Source organism: Haloferula chungangensis (assembly GCF_042664875.1).
Lineage (GTDB): Bacteria > Verrucomicrobiota > Verrucomicrobiia > Verrucomicrobiales > Akkermansiaceae > Haloferula > Haloferula chungangensis.
This window is the reverse complement of the sequence record NZ_JBHTBS010000002.1, coordinates 89,857-106,905: the sequence shown is the minus strand read 5'-3', so window position 1 is coordinate 106,905 and position 17,049 is coordinate 89,857. Positions and strand designations below refer to the sequence as shown.

Below are 17,049 nucleotides of genomic sequence, written 5' to 3'. Positions count from 1 at the left end.
CCAATAATCTCACGGTAAATGCCTGAATCGGGTCTCACCCAAAACTCTTTCCAACAAAATCAAACCCAGCCCAGGAAGTAGCGCAAACAGGAACAACTCCTCATAGTCTTCATACTTCTTCATCGTCCGCTTGGTCGTCTCCAACTCGTTGATCTCATTGTAAATTTCCACCAGCGAGTCTGTATCCGTCGCACGGAAATACTGCCCACCGGTCAGTTTGGCGATCTCCCGCAGTGATTCCTCATCGATCTCCACATCCACCATCCGCATGTGAGTGCGGCCAAACATGTCACGCATCGGCATCGGCGCCTGCCCCTGGGTCCCCGCGCCGATCGTATAGATCTTGATCCCGAGGGTCTTCGCCGCCTCGGCCGCCGTCACCGGATTGGCCGCGCCTCCGTTGTTCACGCCATCCGTCAAGAGAACCATGATCCGCGACTTCGCATCAGAATCGCGCAGATGATTCACCGAAGACGCAATCGCTGAGCCAATCGCCGTGCCATCCTCGACGCGGCCGATCTGCACCTCCTTCAGACGATTCTTCAACCAGTCGTGGTCCAGCGTCAACGGACTCACCAGATAGGGTCGGCCGGCAAAGCCCACCATTCCAATCCGATCTCCCGGCCGCTCGCCGACAAACTCTTCCACCACGTTTTTCACCACTTCCAGACGGTTCATCGCCTGCCCATCGATCTTGAAATCCATCGCCTGCATCGACCCCGACACATCAATTGCGAGCATGATATCAATGCCGCTGGTCTCCACCTCGGTCCGCCCCTTGCCCAGCTGCGGACGCGCCAACGCCACAATTGTTAGAGCCAGGCCTAACAGCAGAAGACTGAGAAGCAGCCCCCCCATGCGCGACTTCGGGCTTCCACCGACACCACGGGCATCTGAAATTGACGGCAGCCTCAGGGCCACCGCCCGACCCGAGCGGCCACGCAAAATCGCGATAAGAGGCAAGACCAGAAGCAGCCACAGCCAGAGAGGATTCGCAAATTGGAAGCTTGTCTCCACTACGCCGCCTCCTTTCCATCGTTGGGACCATCAGCAGGCGTCTCCACGAACGCGCGGGCCTTCGCCACCAGCTCCCCGCGATCTCCAACGCTTAGATCCGCACCGGCAAACTTCGCCATGTCGCATGACTTCAAAAATCCACGCAGGGGTTCCATCCGCGAACTGAGCGCCTCGTTTTCCTTCCGCGAGAGTTCCAGAAGAAATTCCTCGGTCGTCCGTTTCGGTGCTGCCAGACCGAACTTCCGCTCGATGAAACTGCGCACCACCTGACTCGCCGCCAGCGCGAAATCGCCCGCTTCCAACTCCGTTCCCTCGCGGCCGAGCTTATCCAGCTCACGCTTCGCCAGATCCTCCGCCGAAACCTCCGGAACCGTTTTCCGTTTCAGCAGCCAAATGAGCACTCCAATCACCAATAAGGCCAGCAAGCCGCCGAGAACATAGAGCCCCCATGGCGTCGCCGGCTCCACCTCAGGAACCGCGATCAATGGCTTCGGCCCCCGGATATCCTCCTCGGCACCTTGGCCAACAGCCGAAGCTACCAATCCAAGCCACATCACCAACACGGACCGCGTGGCGCCGCCGCGCTCCACCTCCCCAGCATGCACCCATACCTTCACTTCCTCGCCCTCCTCTTGTTGAAAAAATTCATCAATGCGGGCACCCAGTCGTGCCCCGTCGCGAACTCCAGAAAGTCGACACCACTCCTTCTAACAGCAGCGCTGATCCGATTCCGGCGATTCACTGCCTCCAATCGATATGACTCCCGAACCTTCGCGCTTCCCGTATCGATCTGAACCATTTCCCCTGTCTCCGCATCCTCGATCCGCAGCACTCCCACATCCGGCAAGTCTCCCTCCAGCGGATCATTCACCCCCACGGCGATCACATCATGGTGACGCCCCGTCACGCTCAACTTGTGTTGAAGCTCCTTCTCGTCGCCGTGCAGACGGAAGTCCGAAATCAAGAACACCACGGCGCGCCGCTGCATGATGCGGTTCACGAAATCCAGCGCTCCATTGATATTCGTCCCGCGTCCCGTCGGCTGAAAGAACAGCGCCTCTCGGATCACCCGCAGAATGTTCGAGCGACCCTTCACCGGAGGGATGTAAAGCTCCACGTCGTCGGAAAAAAGCACCAGGCCGACCTTGTCGCGATTCCGGATGGCTGAAGCCGCCAGCACTCCGGCGATTTCCGTCTGCAGCTCCCGCTTGCTCGCCTCGCTTGATCCGAAATCCGAAGAAGCACTGACATCGATCATCAGGATCATCGTCAGTTCCCGTTCTTCGGTGAAGGTCTTAATGAAAGGCTCTCCCGTGCGGGCCGTGACGTTCCAATCGATCGTCCGCACATCATCGCCGGGCACGTAATTCCGGACCCGATCGAAGTCCATCCCGCGTCCTTTGAAGACGCTCGCGTAACTCCCCGCCAAATGATCATCCACCAGGCGTTTGGTACGGATATCCATTCGCCGCACGCGCCCCATGATTTCGGACACCCGTGCTTCGTTCTCCTCGTCTTCGCGAATCTGTCTCTTACTCTTCGCCATTCAATTACGTTCGGAAGGACCAGGGTGGATAGGATTGATTGGATGCCTGAAATTCATCTTATCCTGATCCTATTCATCCCATCCATCCTGGTCCGAAGATTCAGGGAACGGGAATCTCATCGAGGATCTGCCTGATGAAATGCTCTGCATCGAGACCCTCGGCCTCCGCCTCATACGAAACCGTCACGCGGTGTCTCAACACATCCGGCGCGATCGATTTCACATCATGCGGCGTGACATAAGCCCGGCCATCCAGGAAAGCCCGTGCCTTACCTAACAGCGTCATCGCAATCGATGCCCGAGGCGAAGCCCCGACGCGCAGATAAGGACCAATCTTCAATCCAAAGTCATCCGGCCTCCGCGTCGCGTGCACGAGGCTTACGATGTAGCGCTTCACCTTCTCATCGAGATACACCCGATTGACCATCTCCTGAGCCTTGCGGATCACATCCAGTGTCACCACCGGGGTCGGACTTGGCATTTCCTGAGTGCTGGCCGCCACATCGATGACCGCCATTTCCTCATCCATGCTGGGGTAGTCCACGAGCACCTTCATGATGAAGCGGTCGAGCTGCGCTTCGGGAAGCGGATAGGTTCCCTCCTGTTCGAGCGGGTTCTGAGTGGCCAGCACGAAGAACGGGCTCGCCAGCTTGAAGCTTTCTTCACCGATGGTGACCTGCTTTTCCTGCATCGCCTCCAGCAGTGCGCTCTGGACCTTTGCCGGGGCGCGGTTGATTTCATCGGCCAGAATGAAATTCGCGAAAACCGGACCATGCTTCACCTGGAACTGCGCCGCCCGAGGATCAAAGACCTGAGTGCCGACGATATCCGCCGGCAGCATGTCCGGCGTGAACTGAATGCGGTGAAAATCGGCATTCACCAGTTGCGCCAAAGTCTTCAAAGCCAGCGTCTTTGCCAGTCCCGGCACCCCTTCGAGTAGCACGTGCCCCTTCACCAGCAGCACCGAAATCAGCCGATCCACCAGGTCCTGCTGACCGATCAAATACCGCCCGATCTCCGCCCGCAGAGGATAAACCCACTGCGACGCCTCCTTGATCTCCTGCTCCGTCAAACCGGTCGCACTCGCTTGCTCCATTTCCATACTCGAACTCATGAAATTCCTGTTCGGATTACAACCCCACGAGCGACACAAATTCGTCGCCTTGCTTCAAAAACTTGAAAGAACGCGACTCCGATCCTGACTCCGATCCTCAAACTTATGATCCCCCCTCCCCCGAGATGTGGGTCCATGCCTAGAATTCCCGAATCCAAAGTCTCCAGAGCCTGAAAACCAAGTCTCCATCCAGAGATGGAAATCGGACTTGCCACCCCACCATTCTTTCTTCCTATTCATATTTAGGACCGCGTTTCTCGCGTGACTCGATTCCAACAAACCCGCCCATTCCCCCTTTCGTGAACCTCTACATCTGGCTCGCCCCTCTACTCGCTCTAACACTTCCTCAGGCATTCGCCCAAACAACCCTGCCCGTAGATGTAACGCCAGATTCGGATTCGCCGCCTTCTCTCGAAGCCGCCGACTCCACAGAGTCCCTTATCCTTGTTGATGTCATCGACGGAGTTCTGACCATTATCGGCGGTGATGCCGACGACTCACTGTCAATTACGAGCCCATCCCTTCCACCGGTCTACACCATCCAGCTAAGTTCGCCTGGCACGATCATCACCAGCTCACCAACTTCTGTCGTTATCCGGGATCCGGCCACAGCATTGGTCCGAGCAACTCAAGTCTCCTCAATTGAGGTGATCACCGGTGAGGGAAATGACACCATCGAATTCGACACTCGACAGCTTCGAACTCCCGCACCGATCTTCCCCATTTCCAGCTTCGATTTCGACGGTCAAGACGGCAATGACAGCCTCAGCCTCATCTTCGAAGAAGAACAGGTCATCAACTTCACCTCGACAGGCCCTGGCAACGCGGAACTCTTTCAGGAAACCAATGGGAACATCTATCGCCTCAACAATATTGAGGGAGGAATCAAACTCCCCGTGTCACCTCTTGTGGCACTACTAAATTTCCCGATTCCGACTCACTCAATAACCCTGACAGATTCTACCGAACCAGGAATCACCAGCTACACCTCCCCACACAGTCCGACGCTCCACCTGAAAAACCCCATCGAAGACATCTCGCTCACCAGCAGCGATGGTGATGACTCGATTTTCATCAACAGCGTCGCCCCCGATGGGTTCCCCTCCTTCGGCATTTATACAGGAGACGGTCGCGGGGACTCCATTACCATCGCCCCGACTGCCAACCTCGTCCCACAATCCTCCAGCCCAGTCGCTCTGGTGGCCGAGACCGTCAACCACCACGGATCCCTCGACATGCTCTCGTCACCTGGCAATGGATCCATCCATATCACCGCCGACGTCGTGAACTTCAAAGGAGGTATTTTCAGAGGAAATGCAACATTCCATCTACTTCCTCACGACGCCTCCACCACCATCGGCATCGGTGACGGCAGCAGCGGCAGGCTAAACCTCGACGCCAACGACCTCTCTTCCTTCACCGATGGATTTTCAAGCATCAGCATCGGTTGGCCGGATGTCGGCACCGGTGATATTGACATCCGCCCATCGACCTTCACTGATCCCATCGAAATCCACGGCGGAAATATTTCATGCTTGGGATTGGATGCCGGAGCCAACGATGTCCGCCTTATCGCTCCCAGTCGTACCATCCAAAACGGAGGAGACGGAGATGCCGTCATCGCCTCCGAACTCCACGCAACTGGCATCCTGAGCCCGGGCGGCACGGGCAACATCAGTATCTTCAATCAGATCGGCGACCTCGCCCTCCCCACCGAATCCTCAGCCGAATTCGACATGGAAGCCACCACGAGCGACTCGCTGGTCGTCACAGGGCGGATCAATCTCGGAAGCGCCGGACTTTTCATCAACAACCCCACACCGCTACCCGCATGGACCACCTCGATCCTGATTTCAAACGATGGCACCGAGCCAATTAACGGCACATTCGCGGGAATCACGGAGGGCGTGATCGTCCAAGCAGGAGGACAGTATTTCAAGCCCACCTACGTCGGCGGCGATGGCAATGACTTTGCTCTCACTGTCATCGAACCCATCGTCACCTTCGACCGCGCCACATACACCTACGGCGAAGACGGCGTCCCCACATCGGCTCAAGTAACACTGAAACGCGACGTCGCCGCCGGTGACTCCATCGTCAATGTCACATTTCCCGGAACCGGAACCGCAACTTCAGGCATCGACTATAACTCCACTCCCATCCCGGTCAGATTTACGGGAGACGAATTGACCAAAGCCATCACCCTCACGATCAATCAAGACGAGGTCGTGGAGCTAGATGAGGCTTTCGAGATCGCACTTGTTCCCGAGCGCAACGCCACCATCGGCATTCAAGACTCCGCCACCATCACGATCACCAACGATGATATTACCACCATCATACTCTCCGGAGACGATGTCATCGAGGGCGACTCAGGAAATCCGGTGATGGTATTCCTTCTTCAGATGGACCAAGAAGTCGATGTCCCGGTATTCGCTGAAGTCAGTAATACGGCTGGATCCGCAACCGCAAACGTCGACTTCATCCCGGCTCCTGGAAGATATGAAGTCACCACCGCCGGAACCAGGATCGAAATACCCATCGTTCCAGACAATCTTGCAGAGTCCAATGAGAGCATCCTAGGCGCCCTACAAGGGCGTTTCGTTGACGCATCTGGACGAAGCTTCCGTTTCCGGAACGATGTAAACGGCTATTTGTTGCTCTATTCAATCATCGACGACGACTTCTCACCCCTCGCCTTCGACGACGGCCCTTACGAGGCTACCGAAGACCGAACCCTGAGCATCCCGAGCGAAATTGGCGTGCTCGCCAATGACTCGGACAAAGACGATGGTAATGGCCCAGGGGGGCTAGCCGCCGTCCTGAAATCCCAAGCTCCCCATGGAACCGTATTTCTCGAGTCAGATGGGAGCTTCAGCTACACCCCGCGAGCGAACTTTTTCGGCCCCGACTCATTCACCTACGCCGCCAGCGACGGCAGCAACGAAAGCACTACGAAAACGGTGCGCATTAATGTTTCCGAACAGATCGACATCGCTCTCGGAGTTGATGTCCTTCAAAGCCCCATCGTCGCCGGTGGCGATGACTTCGACGTCTTCCGCGTCACTGTCACCAACCATGGCCCGAGCAATGCTAGCGGACTTATCCTTCAGCAAACAACATCACTCCCGCCCGGGGTGAGCATCATTGACGAGGTCGAAAGTACGGGATCCTTCCAGCGAGGCACGGGAATCTGGAACCTCAACCTCACCGAAGGAGCTTCCGCCACTCTGACCCTGAAAGTCCGTGCCACCTCATCCGCCACCAGCGGCCTAGGCGCGATCCCGATGGGCTTCAGCTTCTCCCAAGCTGACCAACCAGAAGTCAATCCCACCAACAACACCGCCAGCGCCAGCGCCTCGATCATCAGCGCGGACGACACCGGCACGACGATCACCGTCGCTCCCGAGGTGGAACTACAAAGCGGACTCTTCGTCAGCAAGGTAACCGTCAGCAACGACAGCGCGACCCAGCCGATTCCCGCCTTCCGGCTCTATGTGAGAAACCTGCCGGGCGACGTTCAGGTCTACAACGCCCAAGGCACCCGTTCCTTCGGCAATCCTCCTGAAAACCTCCCCTACCTGCTCTACAACCACGGGCTCGCCGCGAATGCCAGCGTGACTCTAACCGTCGAGTTCTTCCGCGCCTCACTCGATCCGGATTTCACGCCGCAGTACGAAATCGAGCTGTTGCCGTTCTCAGAAACCGAGCCCGTCGCGGCAGGAGGAGGCATTCCAGTGACTCGCAACGAAAAGCTCAGCAACGGAGACTTCCTGATCGAGATCGCCTCGACACCGGGTGCGACCTATGCGGTGGAATACAGCCACGACATGAGCACCTGGAAACGCGTGACGCCCACGGTCATCGCTCCGGCCAATCGTTTGCAATGGATCGACAACGGTCCCCCGAAAACCGAGAGCCACCCCTCGTCGACTCCCAATCGCTACTACCGTTTCGTCCTCATCAGCGGTGCACCTTAAGCCCCTTCCGAATCATGACTTCCCGCCTGACAATCTTTGCCCTGCTCACGCTGCCCGCCCTCGCCGGGGATCCGCCGAGCGACGCCAAGTCACCGATCATTCCCGCTCCGGAATCCCGCAGTTCCTGGCGCATCGGTGCCGGTGCCATGTGGCGGAATATCGGTGAACTCTCCGTGAATCCAAATCTCCAGAACGGACCGTTCGCCAATCGCTTCTTCATTCCACCCACTGGCGCTGGTCCGGAAAACGCCTACGCCGACCGCACTTACGACGACGGCTACGTCAACATCGGTGCCGCCACCGCGGCCAGTGGCATGACCACCAACTGGGGCTACCAGAACGGGAGCCAGGTCAGTGGTGGATCGCTCAACTACACGCTCTCGGGTGGCAGAGCGACCAGTCTGCCAAGCTTTTCCCACGACGATTCGGACAGCGTGGTAGCGCCCTACCTCGAGCTCAGCTACCTCCGGCCGGTTCAGCCGAATCTTTTCGCCGGCTTCACCGCCAACCTCGCCATCGCCGGTCTCGACGGCCAAACCGCCAGCACGATGACCAGCTCACCGGTCAGCATCGTCGATAGCTACGCACTGGGCGGCGTGATCCCGCCGACCGCGCCATACTCGGGAGACTACTTCGGCCCCGGACCGCTGATCAACAACCAGCCGACCAACCGGACTTTGGTCCAAGGAACTCCTGTTGCGGGCGGAAGCTACCTCTTCGGTCACGACACGGATCTCTACAGCCTCGCCCTTGGTGGCGAGCTCGAATGGCATCCAGCGGAGTCCTGCTACATCGGCTTCGGCGCCGGTGCGGTCCTCAACCTCGCCGATTGGAGTGCCTCGTGGAGCGCCCCCATTCCAAATGCCAACGCAATCGGAAGTACTACGGTCATCGGAGCAAATAGCGACCAGGAATTCCTCTGGGGTCTCTATCTGAAAGCGTCCGCCGGTTATCAAATCACCGAGCAGTGGAGCGTGGAAGGCTTCCTCCGCTATGACTGGAACCAAGCTCTTGAAGGAGTTGTCAGTCCGACCGCCTTTGAACTCGATCTCACCGGCCTGAGCGTCGGCATCGGCGTCGGCTATCGTTTCTAGGCGAGCTATCAACGACCAGTGGCATGACCATCCCGGTCATGCCACTGCCGAAAAAACGGCGCAGCCCTCTCGAGCTGCGCCGTTGAAAATTAGTCGCGAATCGGAGGGTTTACTTTCCCCAACGCTCAAGCAGCGTCTTGGCCATGTCACTTGGCGTCTCGGCCACCGCGATGCCGCACTCGGCGAGGATCCGCTTCTTGGCTTCCGCCGTGTCGTCTTCGCCACCGACAATCGCACCGGCATGACCCATGCGGCGTCCCGGAGGTGCGGTCGCACCGGCGATGAATCCGGCAATCGGCTTCTTGCAGTTGTCCTTCGCCCAGCGAGCGGCTTCCGCTTCCGCGTCACCACCGATCTCACCAATCATGATGATCGCTTCGGTCTCAGGATCGTCGTTGAACATTTTCAGCACATCGATGTGGCTGGTGCCGTTGATCGGATCACCACCGATGCCGACGCAGGTGCTCTGGCCGTAACCAAGCTCGGTCAACTGGAACACCGCTTCGTATGTTAGAGTGCCCGATCGGGAAACCACGCCGACATTGCCGCGCTTGTGAATGTATCCTGGCGCGATGCCGATCCGGCAACCGCCGTGGCTCTTTTCGCCGCGACCCGGTGTCACGAGCCCCGGGCAGTTCGGGCCGATCAGTCGGCTCTTCGAACCTTGCAGAGCGGACTTCACGCGCATCATGTCCATCACGGGAATCCCTTCGGTGATCGCAACGATCAATTCCACACCAGCATCCGCGGCTTCTAGAATCGCATCGGCTGCAAATGGAGGTGGCACGAAAATCGCCGTTGCGCTCGCACCGGTTTCGTTCACAGCCTGGGAAACGGTGTCGAAAATCGGCACCTGGTCTTCGAACTTCTGTCCGCCTTTTCCAGGAGTCACCCCCGCGACCAGCTTCGTGCCGTAGGCGAGCGAGAGTGATGCATGGCGTGCGCCGAAGCTGCCGGTGATGCCCTGAATCAGGACCTTGGTGTTTTCATCAATGAGAATGGCCATCGTCTTAAGTAGTTGGATTCAGTTTCAGGCGGATACCGCGGCTACGATTTTCTCAGCACCGTCGGCCATGGTCGTGGCGGCCACGATGTTCAGGCCGCTGGCAGCGAGTGTCGCCTTGCCAGCCTCGACATTATTGCCCTCCAAGCGGACGACCAGTGGTAGTGGCAGACCGGTTTCCTTCGCCGCAGCGATCACGCCTTCGGCGATCACGTTGCAGTCCATGATTCCGCCGAAAATGTTGATCAGGATGCCCTTCACGTTCGGGTCCCCGAGGATGATCTTGAAGGCGGCTGCGACCTGTTCTTTCGAAGCTCCACCTCCCACATCGAGGAAGTTCGCCGGCTCACCGCCGTAGTGCTTGATGATGTCCATCGTCGCCATCGCCAGACCAGCGCCGTTGACGAGACAGGCAATGCTGCCGTCGAGACCGATGTAGTTCAGATCAAACTCGGAAGCGGCCACTTCGCGTGGATCTTCTTCTTCCGTGTCGCGCATTGCGACGATCTCGGGGTGACGGTAAAGTGCGTTGTCGTCAAAACCAAACTTCGCATCGAGCGCCAGCACACGACCATCAGGCGTGGTCACCAGCGGGTTGATTTCAAGCATCGAGCAATCGCACTTGATGAAGAGCGAGTAGAGGTTTTTGAGAAGCTTGGCGAACTGCTTTGCGACATCGCCGGACAATCCAAGACCTGCCGCCAGCTTGCGGATTTCATAACCCTGAAGCCCCAGCAACGGATGCACGAACTGGCGCATGATTTTCTCAGGCGTGTCGTGAGCCACATCCTCGATGCTCATGCCGCCTTCGGTCGAAGCCACGATCACCGGCTGTGAGGTCGCGCGATCGAGCAGGATCGCGAGGTAGTATTCGTGTTCGATGTCGACCGCCTCCGCGACCATCACCTTGCGCACCAGACGGCCCGCTTCGCCGGTCTGAACCGTAACGAGGGTTTCGTTGAGCATCTTACCGGCAAACTCGGCAGCCTGCTCGGGCGATTCGATGAGGTGGACACCCCCCTGAAAGCCATTTTTGAAGTGGCCCTTACCGCGGCCACCGGCGTGAACCTGTGCCTTGATCACCAGCTTTGAGCCGGCGAATTCCTTGGCAGCCGCAGCCGCCTCTTCGGGCGAGGACGCCACCTTCCCTTGCGGGCTCGGCACCCCGTATTGATCGAAAAGCTCCTTGGCCTGGTATTCGTGGATGTTCATATCGAGGAAAAATTACGCGCGAAGCTGTTCTCCCCCTCCCACCCGGTCAAGGAAAAGGCCTAATCAAGCGGATATCCTGCCAAATTGTCCTCATTTGTCCGGCTCATACCCCGGAACGTTGGACAGCGGCGGCCTGCGATCGCATTCCAAACCACCGACCGACGACTCCGGCGATCGAGCCTCATTCTTCCTCCACTCGCTTGCTCACCAGCTCCCCATCCTTGAGCTTGGTCACCAGTATCTCTCCCTCCGCCACATCGTTCCTCGAGCGAATCACCTTCCCCTCCGCCGTCGTGGCGATGGAAAAACCCCGCTCAAAGGCCGACACCGGTCCGAGCGCCCGCAGCATCCCCGACAGCCTCTTCACTCGTTCCTCTCGATCGTGAATTTCATGCGTCGCCGCCCGCCCGAGCTGAACCCGTAGCCGCTCGATCATCTCCAGCCGCAACTCGATCTGGCGTTCCGGCCGCTGGGCCTCCAGCGAGCGCTTCAGCGACTTCAACTGCGACGCCCGATCGCGCCAGTCCGCCTGCACGGCAGAAACCAATCGCGTCCGCAACTGATCCACCCGCATCGTCGGCTCACGCAACAATCGCTCGCCGCCCTTTGAAAGCACCCCGCGCCGCGCGTTTTCTAACAATAGCCCGAGGCGTTCAATGCGCTCGCCGACCCGCCGCGACAAACGTCGATTCAGAATCGAGAGCCTCATCTTCAGCTCCTCGCCATCCGGCACTGCCAGCTCCGCCGCGGCACTGGGCGTCGGTGCCCGCAGATCGGAAACAAAGTCCGCGATCGTAAAATCAATCTCGTGCCCGACTGCCGAGATCACCGGGATCGGACAATCCGCGATTGCCCGGGCCACGATCTCCTCATTGAAATTCCACAGGTCCTCCAGCGATCCGCCACCGCGCCCGACGATCATCACATCGCACCTCGGCGTCCCGCCCTCAGCCGCGCCCATCTGGCGGATCGCCGCCGCGATCTCCTGCTCCGCCCCTTTTCCCTGCACCCGCACCGGCAGCAAGACGGGCTGCACCCATGGAGCTCGCCGTTCCAGAACGTTCAGGATGTCCTGAATCGCGGCACCGGTTCCCGAGGTGATGATCCCCACCACTTTCGGAAATCCCGGGATCGGCTTCTTCCGTTCCGGTGCGAAGAGCCCTTCCGTCTCGAGCTTCTTTTTCAGCGCCTCGAACTTCGCCTGGAGGTCACCGACGCCTGCCCGCTCGACTTTTGAAACGATGATCTGCAGCTGACCCCGCGCCTCGTAGACACTCGGCTCGGCAAACACCCGAACTTTCGCCCCGTCCTCCAGATCCGCCGAACCCCGCTTGTTCCGCGCGCCGAACATCGCACAGGAAATCTGGGCCCGCTCGTCCTTCAGCGAGAAATACCAGTGACCGCTGGACTGCTTTCGCAAGTTCGACACCTCACCCTCGACCCACTGCTCGCCCAGTTCGATCTCCAGCAAATTCTTCATCCGCCGGACCAGTTGCGTCACGCTCAGCGCCTTCGGTCCTGCAGGGTTGGTCGAGGAAAAGAGATCCACGCGCCGAATCAAAGCGATGCGCCCCCCGGACTCAATGCCCAATCACTTCCGGTCCTCCAATTCACGCAGCATGATCCGCAAGGCTCCCCCCGAGATCCAGACCTCGACCATCAGACTGGCGAGCGAACCGCCCATCAAGAGCAGGGCCGCCCAAAAGGCCGACTGAGCCAAACCTTGCCATCCGGCCATCACCGACACCATTGAGCCGACACAGAGAAAGAGACTCACCGCCCCGAGAAATTGCATCCAGCGGATCAAAATCAGCCGTCTTCTCAAATTCGCGATCTGCGCCATGAGCGTCTCGTCCTTTTCCTCCTGCCAATCGCGATAGAGTTGCCGGATCAGCGCTGCCAGATGAAGAAAGCGGTTCGTGTAGGAAAGAAACAGCAAGCTGATCGCAGGAAAAAGCAGGGCAGGGGTGGAGACATCGAGCGCCATGGCCGTGAACCTACTCACTTCGATCTCTCTTCGCAATGGGGACGTAGGGAGTGTCCGCCTCCCGGCTAAGCTCTGAAAGTTGAATTTCGATTCGGAAAAGTACAGGAGGCTCACCATCACAAAAAAGGCGCGGATCTCTCCGCACCTTCTCATCTCTTCGTATTCTTCGATTCCATCGTTGAGCTCCTTGCGGTGAAATCTCCGTAGCGCTCGATCTTTGGCCTCCAAACGATCCCGCTTCCAATTTCGGTGACCTTTGAGATAGTCCATTCTTCCCCACCCACCGTTCCAATCAATCTCATCCTCGACCTCAGCCAGGCGAGAGTGAACTTCGGGGAGGTGAATTTTGCGGCACCTCACCCAGAAGGGCTCCATCCTACTAACAAGTAGCTCGGGATAGCTAAATTCAATCCGGCCACCCCAGCCAATTCGTGCAAGGTCCCGCAAGTGCTCAACACCCTCGATCTTGCGATAGCGTGAAGTCTGGAAAAACTTCACCACATCCGGATCCTTGCACAAGCGGAGAAGGCTATGGGCGTGGAACCCGCGGATGACGTGCTCCACGGGCAGCCTCTTCCCCACCTTCCAATTCCAGGCCCTGAAATCACGGAACCTCGACCAGCCTTTAACTTGAATGAGAGGCAAGGCCCGACTCATCACGGAGAAGTCACGACGCCGGGTCGCTTCCTCACTCCACTCGAACCACCTCGTCCATCCGCGCTGATAAGGCTCATCGATGGGTTCTGAACCCGCTGCCTGAATCTTAGCGTTGAGCTCTTCTCTCTCGCGATCGAGAGACAGTAGATGTCGATCGATCTTCCACCTCTCCACTCGTTGTTGGCGCCGGTTTTTACCACTCATCATGCAACTCCTGTCTCGTTTTCCTTCGATCCTTCCGGTGCTCGATTTGCCGCTTCTGCTTCGGTGTCAGCTCCTTTTCGCGCAGCCATGGCTTCGGCACATCGCCAGCCATGATGCAGCCGAGCGGACGAATCTCAGCCACCACCTCGGCCAAACCGAAGTGCGCGATCTGTGCCTTCACCGCCCTCGCATTCTTGTAAGCAATCGGCGTCTCGCTCAGATCCGGCTGACCACAGAACCAGCGCACATCGAGACCATCCGTCCCTTTCTCAATCGCATGACGACGCGATGCCTCATCGCGAAACTGCTTTCTCAAAGCCGTGCGCGACAGGTTCCGCCCCGCACCATGCGGCGCAAAGGAAAGGAACTCCTCCTGATCCGCACCCAGCACTAACAGAATCGGCTCCGCCATGTTGAGCGGGATCAAGCCGAGCTGCGGACGCCCGTCGGGATCCTTCCACGCCGGAGTCGCCCCCTTGCCATGGAAGAACATGTCGCCACGCTGCCAGACGAAGTTGTGCTCGTTGCCCACTTCCGCCACCGCGCGACTTCCAATCCGCTCGAGGAAGCGACGATGAATCGCCCGGTGGTTCGCCTTCGTCCAGCGCGCGACATACTGAAGCGCATCCCAGTAGTCTCTTCCTTCCGGAGACTGCGCATCGATCCACGCGGCCGCCGCCGGTATATGCTGACCCTTGCGAGCCACATGCTTCAGCGCCACCGCCTGGCCACGTTTGTAAACATGCGCTCCGAGACTCCGCGAGCCGTGGTGAGTGACCAGCACGCGATACTTTTTCGGCGAGAGCGAATCCGCCAGATCCCCATGCCGAGTCAAACGCAGCATTGCCAGCATCTCGGGTGTCACGTCCACCTCACCCATGTAGGCAAAGTGATTTCCATCGCCCTGATCCGCCAGATGGGCATGCGCGCGATCCCGCATTCCGTAAAGAAAGCGGTTGTTCCATACATCCTCATCCAGCACCGGGTCATCGACCAGGTCATCGAGATGGCGGTGCCCCGGCCCGAAGCGGGTGGATGTCACCAGCGCATCCATCTCCTTGCTCACGCTACTACGTTCCTCGTAGAAGGTCGCAAACATCGAGCAGCAGATATCCGCCGAGTGGGCCGAAGGAATGATTGCATTCTCGACCGCAATCGCCCCGCCCACCGGAATATCAGCCGTGGCTTTTCCCGCCGGACAGGCATCCGGCATGATCGCGCCGCGCGCGATTACCGGAGTCTTCAGCAGCTCGGTCATTTTCTTCCGAACCACCGCCACATTGACCTTCTCTTCCTTGGATTCCGGAAGGATTGCCTCGGAAAACCTAATCGCCTTCTCACGCATCACCGACTTGGGAGGCGGCGGCGCAAAATCGCGTTTCAGCAGCTTGAGTGCATACTTCTTATCCGAGATCCCACGAGCTTGATACTCGTCGATCTTTTCAAACATGGCCTTGAATGCCGGACCCGGATCATACCCGGCCGCAATCAAGTCCTCTGACGTCAATAGTTTCATTTTCTACAATTCCAATTGTTCAGCAGCGATAAATTCTCACATAAGGAAACGAAGGTAACGAAGTTGGGATTCAAACTCAACTTTGCGACCTTCGCGCCCTTTTGTTAACTACCAGGCACTTCAATCTCACTGCATTCCAAACAGAAGGCCGCAACGTGCGCGAAGCCCGTTTCCAGATCCCAATTTGAGATCCACGCAACCCAAGCTTCGTTGACTTCGTCTCCTTCTGTTCAAAATCCTGGCTTCCTATCTTATGTTCGCCGCCCTCCAGTCCTCGTCGATCAATCCGTAATTGACCCGATCGAAGAGCTGCTCGTTTCGCTGGCATCGCAGTTTCTGCGTGCCTTCATGCACGAGTCCCGCCTTTTGCATTACCCGACCCGAAGCCGGGTTATGGGCAAAGTGGCAGGCCTCGATCCGCCTCAGGCCGCGGTCTTCAAATCCAAAGCGCAGGATTTCGCTCAGCGCTTCGGCTGCGTAACCATTTCCCCAGAACGGAACACCCAGCCAGTAGCCGAATTCCGCCCAGGGAGCTTTTTCATCACCATGAAGCCCGATGCAGCCAATCAGCTCACCGCTTTCACGCAAGGTGATCGCGAAGACCTGATCTCCCTGCCCGGCATCATCAGCCGTCACCCGCTCAAGCCACTCAATGGCATTCGCGAGTGCAAAAGGATGAGGAATCAAGGTGGTCATCTCGGCCACCCGACGATCGCTCACCCACCGTGTGATCGCCTCCGCATCCTCCATCCGTATCGGACGGAGGATCAGGCGATCCGTTGTTAGAAGTCTGTTCATGAAATTGAAATGGATTGATTTGAAGGAAGGGAGGCTCTCACCTCCCTTCCCGGTTGTTGGTTACAAGAAGTGCTTCCAGTCCTCGATGTTCCACGAGTTGCGGATGCGCATCGTTGCGGGAACCGCCTGCGGAGCCCTGGGCACCGTCAGCAGTCGCAAACCCGCTTCTTCCGGGGTGAGCGATCCCTTGCGGGTATTCACCTTCCGATCGGCGAGCACGCAGTTCTCCCAGCAGTCCATGCCACCCCGCGAGCGCGGCATAATGTGGTCGATGTTTCCCTCGCCTGGCTTCAGGTCTCTACCGGTATATTGGCAGCGACCGCCATCGCGCTCCCACAGACCTCGAAAACCGAACACCGGAGCGATCATCGGCACCTTCGCATAGCGCGTCAGCACGATCACCGTAGGAATCCGGACATTCCCCGAAGGCGTTCCGATCACCGCCGCGCCCTTGGGAATACCGAGGGCCCTCCAGTCTTCCCACTCAAAGGGCTGGATGGACTGACCATCGATTCGCAAGGCCCGCGCGCTTCCCGTGGCCAGATGACCGAAGGCAACGATCGGCGTGACCGCATCGATCGCCAGCCAGTGGCGGTTCAGTACGAGAACGGAAGAACGATGAAGAAGGGGAACAGTCATGAGAATTGAGAAAATTGGGTTGGCCTACCGGATTCGAACCGGCCCCGCTGCGATCACAACGCAGGGTGCTACCACTACACCAAGGTCAACATGGGGAGAAAATCCACTTCGAAGGCGTAACTCTTCCGTCGCATTGAAGATATGCTTTCCGAACAACCGGATCATGCATTCGATCAAAACCTCCACGGGAGCCGTCCGCCCTCCAAGCGGAGGAGGATCAGAAATGTGATTCGCTATTTGTCAGTTGGCTGGGCCCTATCGGCCTGGATGATGGAAAAATAA

General features: G+C 58.2%; 13 protein-coding genes and 1 tRNA gene. 2 read left to right on the top strand and 12 right to left on the bottom strand.

What is annotated here, in order from left to right; all coding sequences use genetic code 11:
- Nucleotides 1-9 precede the first annotated feature (9 nt).
- The 4 genes from ACFQY0_RS04425 to ACFQY0_RS04410 all read right to left on the bottom strand — a co-directional run bounded on the left by ACFQY0_RS04425 (nucleotide 10) and on the right by ACFQY0_RS04410 (nucleotide 3,677).
- Nucleotides 10-1,017, bottom strand: coding sequence for a vWA domain-containing protein (locus ACFQY0_RS04425; protein WP_379709572.1), 1,008 nt, complete (start codon nucleotides 1,015-1,017; stop codon nucleotides 10-12).
- Nucleotides 1,017-1,634, bottom strand: coding sequence for a hypothetical protein (locus ACFQY0_RS04420; RefSeq protein WP_379709570.1), 618 nt, complete (start codon nucleotides 1,632-1,634; stop codon nucleotides 1,017-1,019). Before ACFQY0_RS04420 ends, ACFQY0_RS04425 begins: the two co-directional genes overlap by 1 nt.
- Nucleotides 1,631-2,563, bottom strand: coding sequence for a DUF58 domain-containing protein (locus ACFQY0_RS04415; RefSeq protein WP_379709568.1), 933 nt, complete (start codon nucleotides 2,561-2,563; stop codon nucleotides 1,631-1,633). Before ACFQY0_RS04415 ends, ACFQY0_RS04420 begins: the two co-directional genes overlap by 4 nt.
- A gap of 100 nt (nucleotides 2,564-2,663) precedes the next feature.
- Entirely contained in the window at nucleotides 2,664-3,677 is a 1,014-nt protein-coding gene (locus ACFQY0_RS04410) for an AAA family ATPase (RefSeq protein WP_379709566.1), read from the bottom strand.
- A gap of 299 nt (nucleotides 3,678-3,976) precedes the next feature.
- Between ACFQY0_RS04410 and ACFQY0_RS04405 the strand changes: the two genes are divergently transcribed.
- Complete coding sequence (locus ACFQY0_RS04405) at nucleotides 3,977-7,657, top strand: Ig-like domain-containing protein (RefSeq protein WP_379709564.1); 3,681 nt, start codon at nucleotides 3,977-3,979, stop codon at nucleotides 7,655-7,657.
- 14 nt (nucleotides 7,658-7,671) lie between these two features.
- Complete coding sequence (locus ACFQY0_RS04400; RefSeq protein ID WP_379709561.1) at nucleotides 7,672-8,751, top strand: hypothetical protein; 1,080 nt, start codon at nucleotides 7,672-7,674, stop codon at nucleotides 8,749-8,751.
- 109 nt (nucleotides 8,752-8,860) lie between these two features.
- Here ACFQY0_RS04400 and sucD read toward each other — a convergent pair whose 3' ends face one another.
- From sucD to ACFQY0_RS04360, 8 genes are all read right to left on the bottom strand, one after another.
- Nucleotides 8,861-9,757: a succinate--CoA ligase subunit alpha gene (gene sucD, locus ACFQY0_RS04395; RefSeq protein WP_379709559.1), complete on the bottom strand. Its 897-nt coding sequence runs from the start codon at nucleotides 9,755-9,757 to the stop codon at nucleotides 8,861-8,863.
- 24 nt (nucleotides 9,758-9,781) lie between these two features.
- Complete coding sequence (sucC, locus tag ACFQY0_RS04390) at nucleotides 9,782-10,966, bottom strand: ADP-forming succinate--CoA ligase subunit beta (protein WP_379709556.1); 1,185 nt, start codon at nucleotides 10,964-10,966, stop codon at nucleotides 9,782-9,784.
- Between the two features lie 181 nt (nucleotides 10,967-11,147).
- Nucleotides 11,148-12,515 carry an exodeoxyribonuclease VII large subunit gene (gene xseA, locus ACFQY0_RS04385; RefSeq protein ID WP_379709554.1) on the bottom strand — a complete coding sequence of 456 codons (1,368 nt, stop codon included), beginning with the start codon at nucleotides 12,513-12,515 and terminating at the stop codon, nucleotides 11,148-11,150.
- Between the two features lie 42 nt (nucleotides 12,516-12,557).
- Nucleotides 12,558-12,971 (bottom strand): DUF2721 domain-containing protein, encoded by a 414-nt coding sequence (locus tag ACFQY0_RS04380; RefSeq protein ID WP_379709552.1) that lies wholly within the window; start codon nucleotides 12,969-12,971, stop codon nucleotides 12,558-12,560.
- Between the two features lie 832 nt (nucleotides 12,972-13,803).
- The gene (locus tag ACFQY0_RS04375) at nucleotides 13,804-15,330 is read right to left on the bottom strand and encodes an RtcB family protein (protein ID WP_379709549.1); all 1,527 of its coding nucleotides are present in this window, start codon (nucleotides 15,328-15,330) and stop codon (nucleotides 13,804-13,806) included.
- Nucleotides 15,331-15,576: 246 nt separating this feature from the next.
- Nucleotides 15,577-16,128, bottom strand: a complete 552-nt coding sequence (locus ACFQY0_RS04370; RefSeq protein ID WP_379709547.1) for a GNAT family N-acetyltransferase — start codon at nucleotides 16,126-16,128, stop codon at nucleotides 15,577-15,579.
- 60 nt (nucleotides 16,129-16,188) lie between these two features.
- Nucleotides 16,189-16,767, bottom strand: coding sequence for an HNH endonuclease (locus ACFQY0_RS04365; RefSeq protein ID WP_379709544.1), 579 nt, complete (start codon nucleotides 16,765-16,767; stop codon nucleotides 16,189-16,191).
- Nucleotides 16,768-16,782: 15 nt separating this feature from the next.
- A tRNA-His gene (locus ACFQY0_RS04360) sits at nucleotides 16,783-16,856 on the bottom strand.
- Nucleotides 16,857-17,049 lie beyond the last annotated feature (193 nt).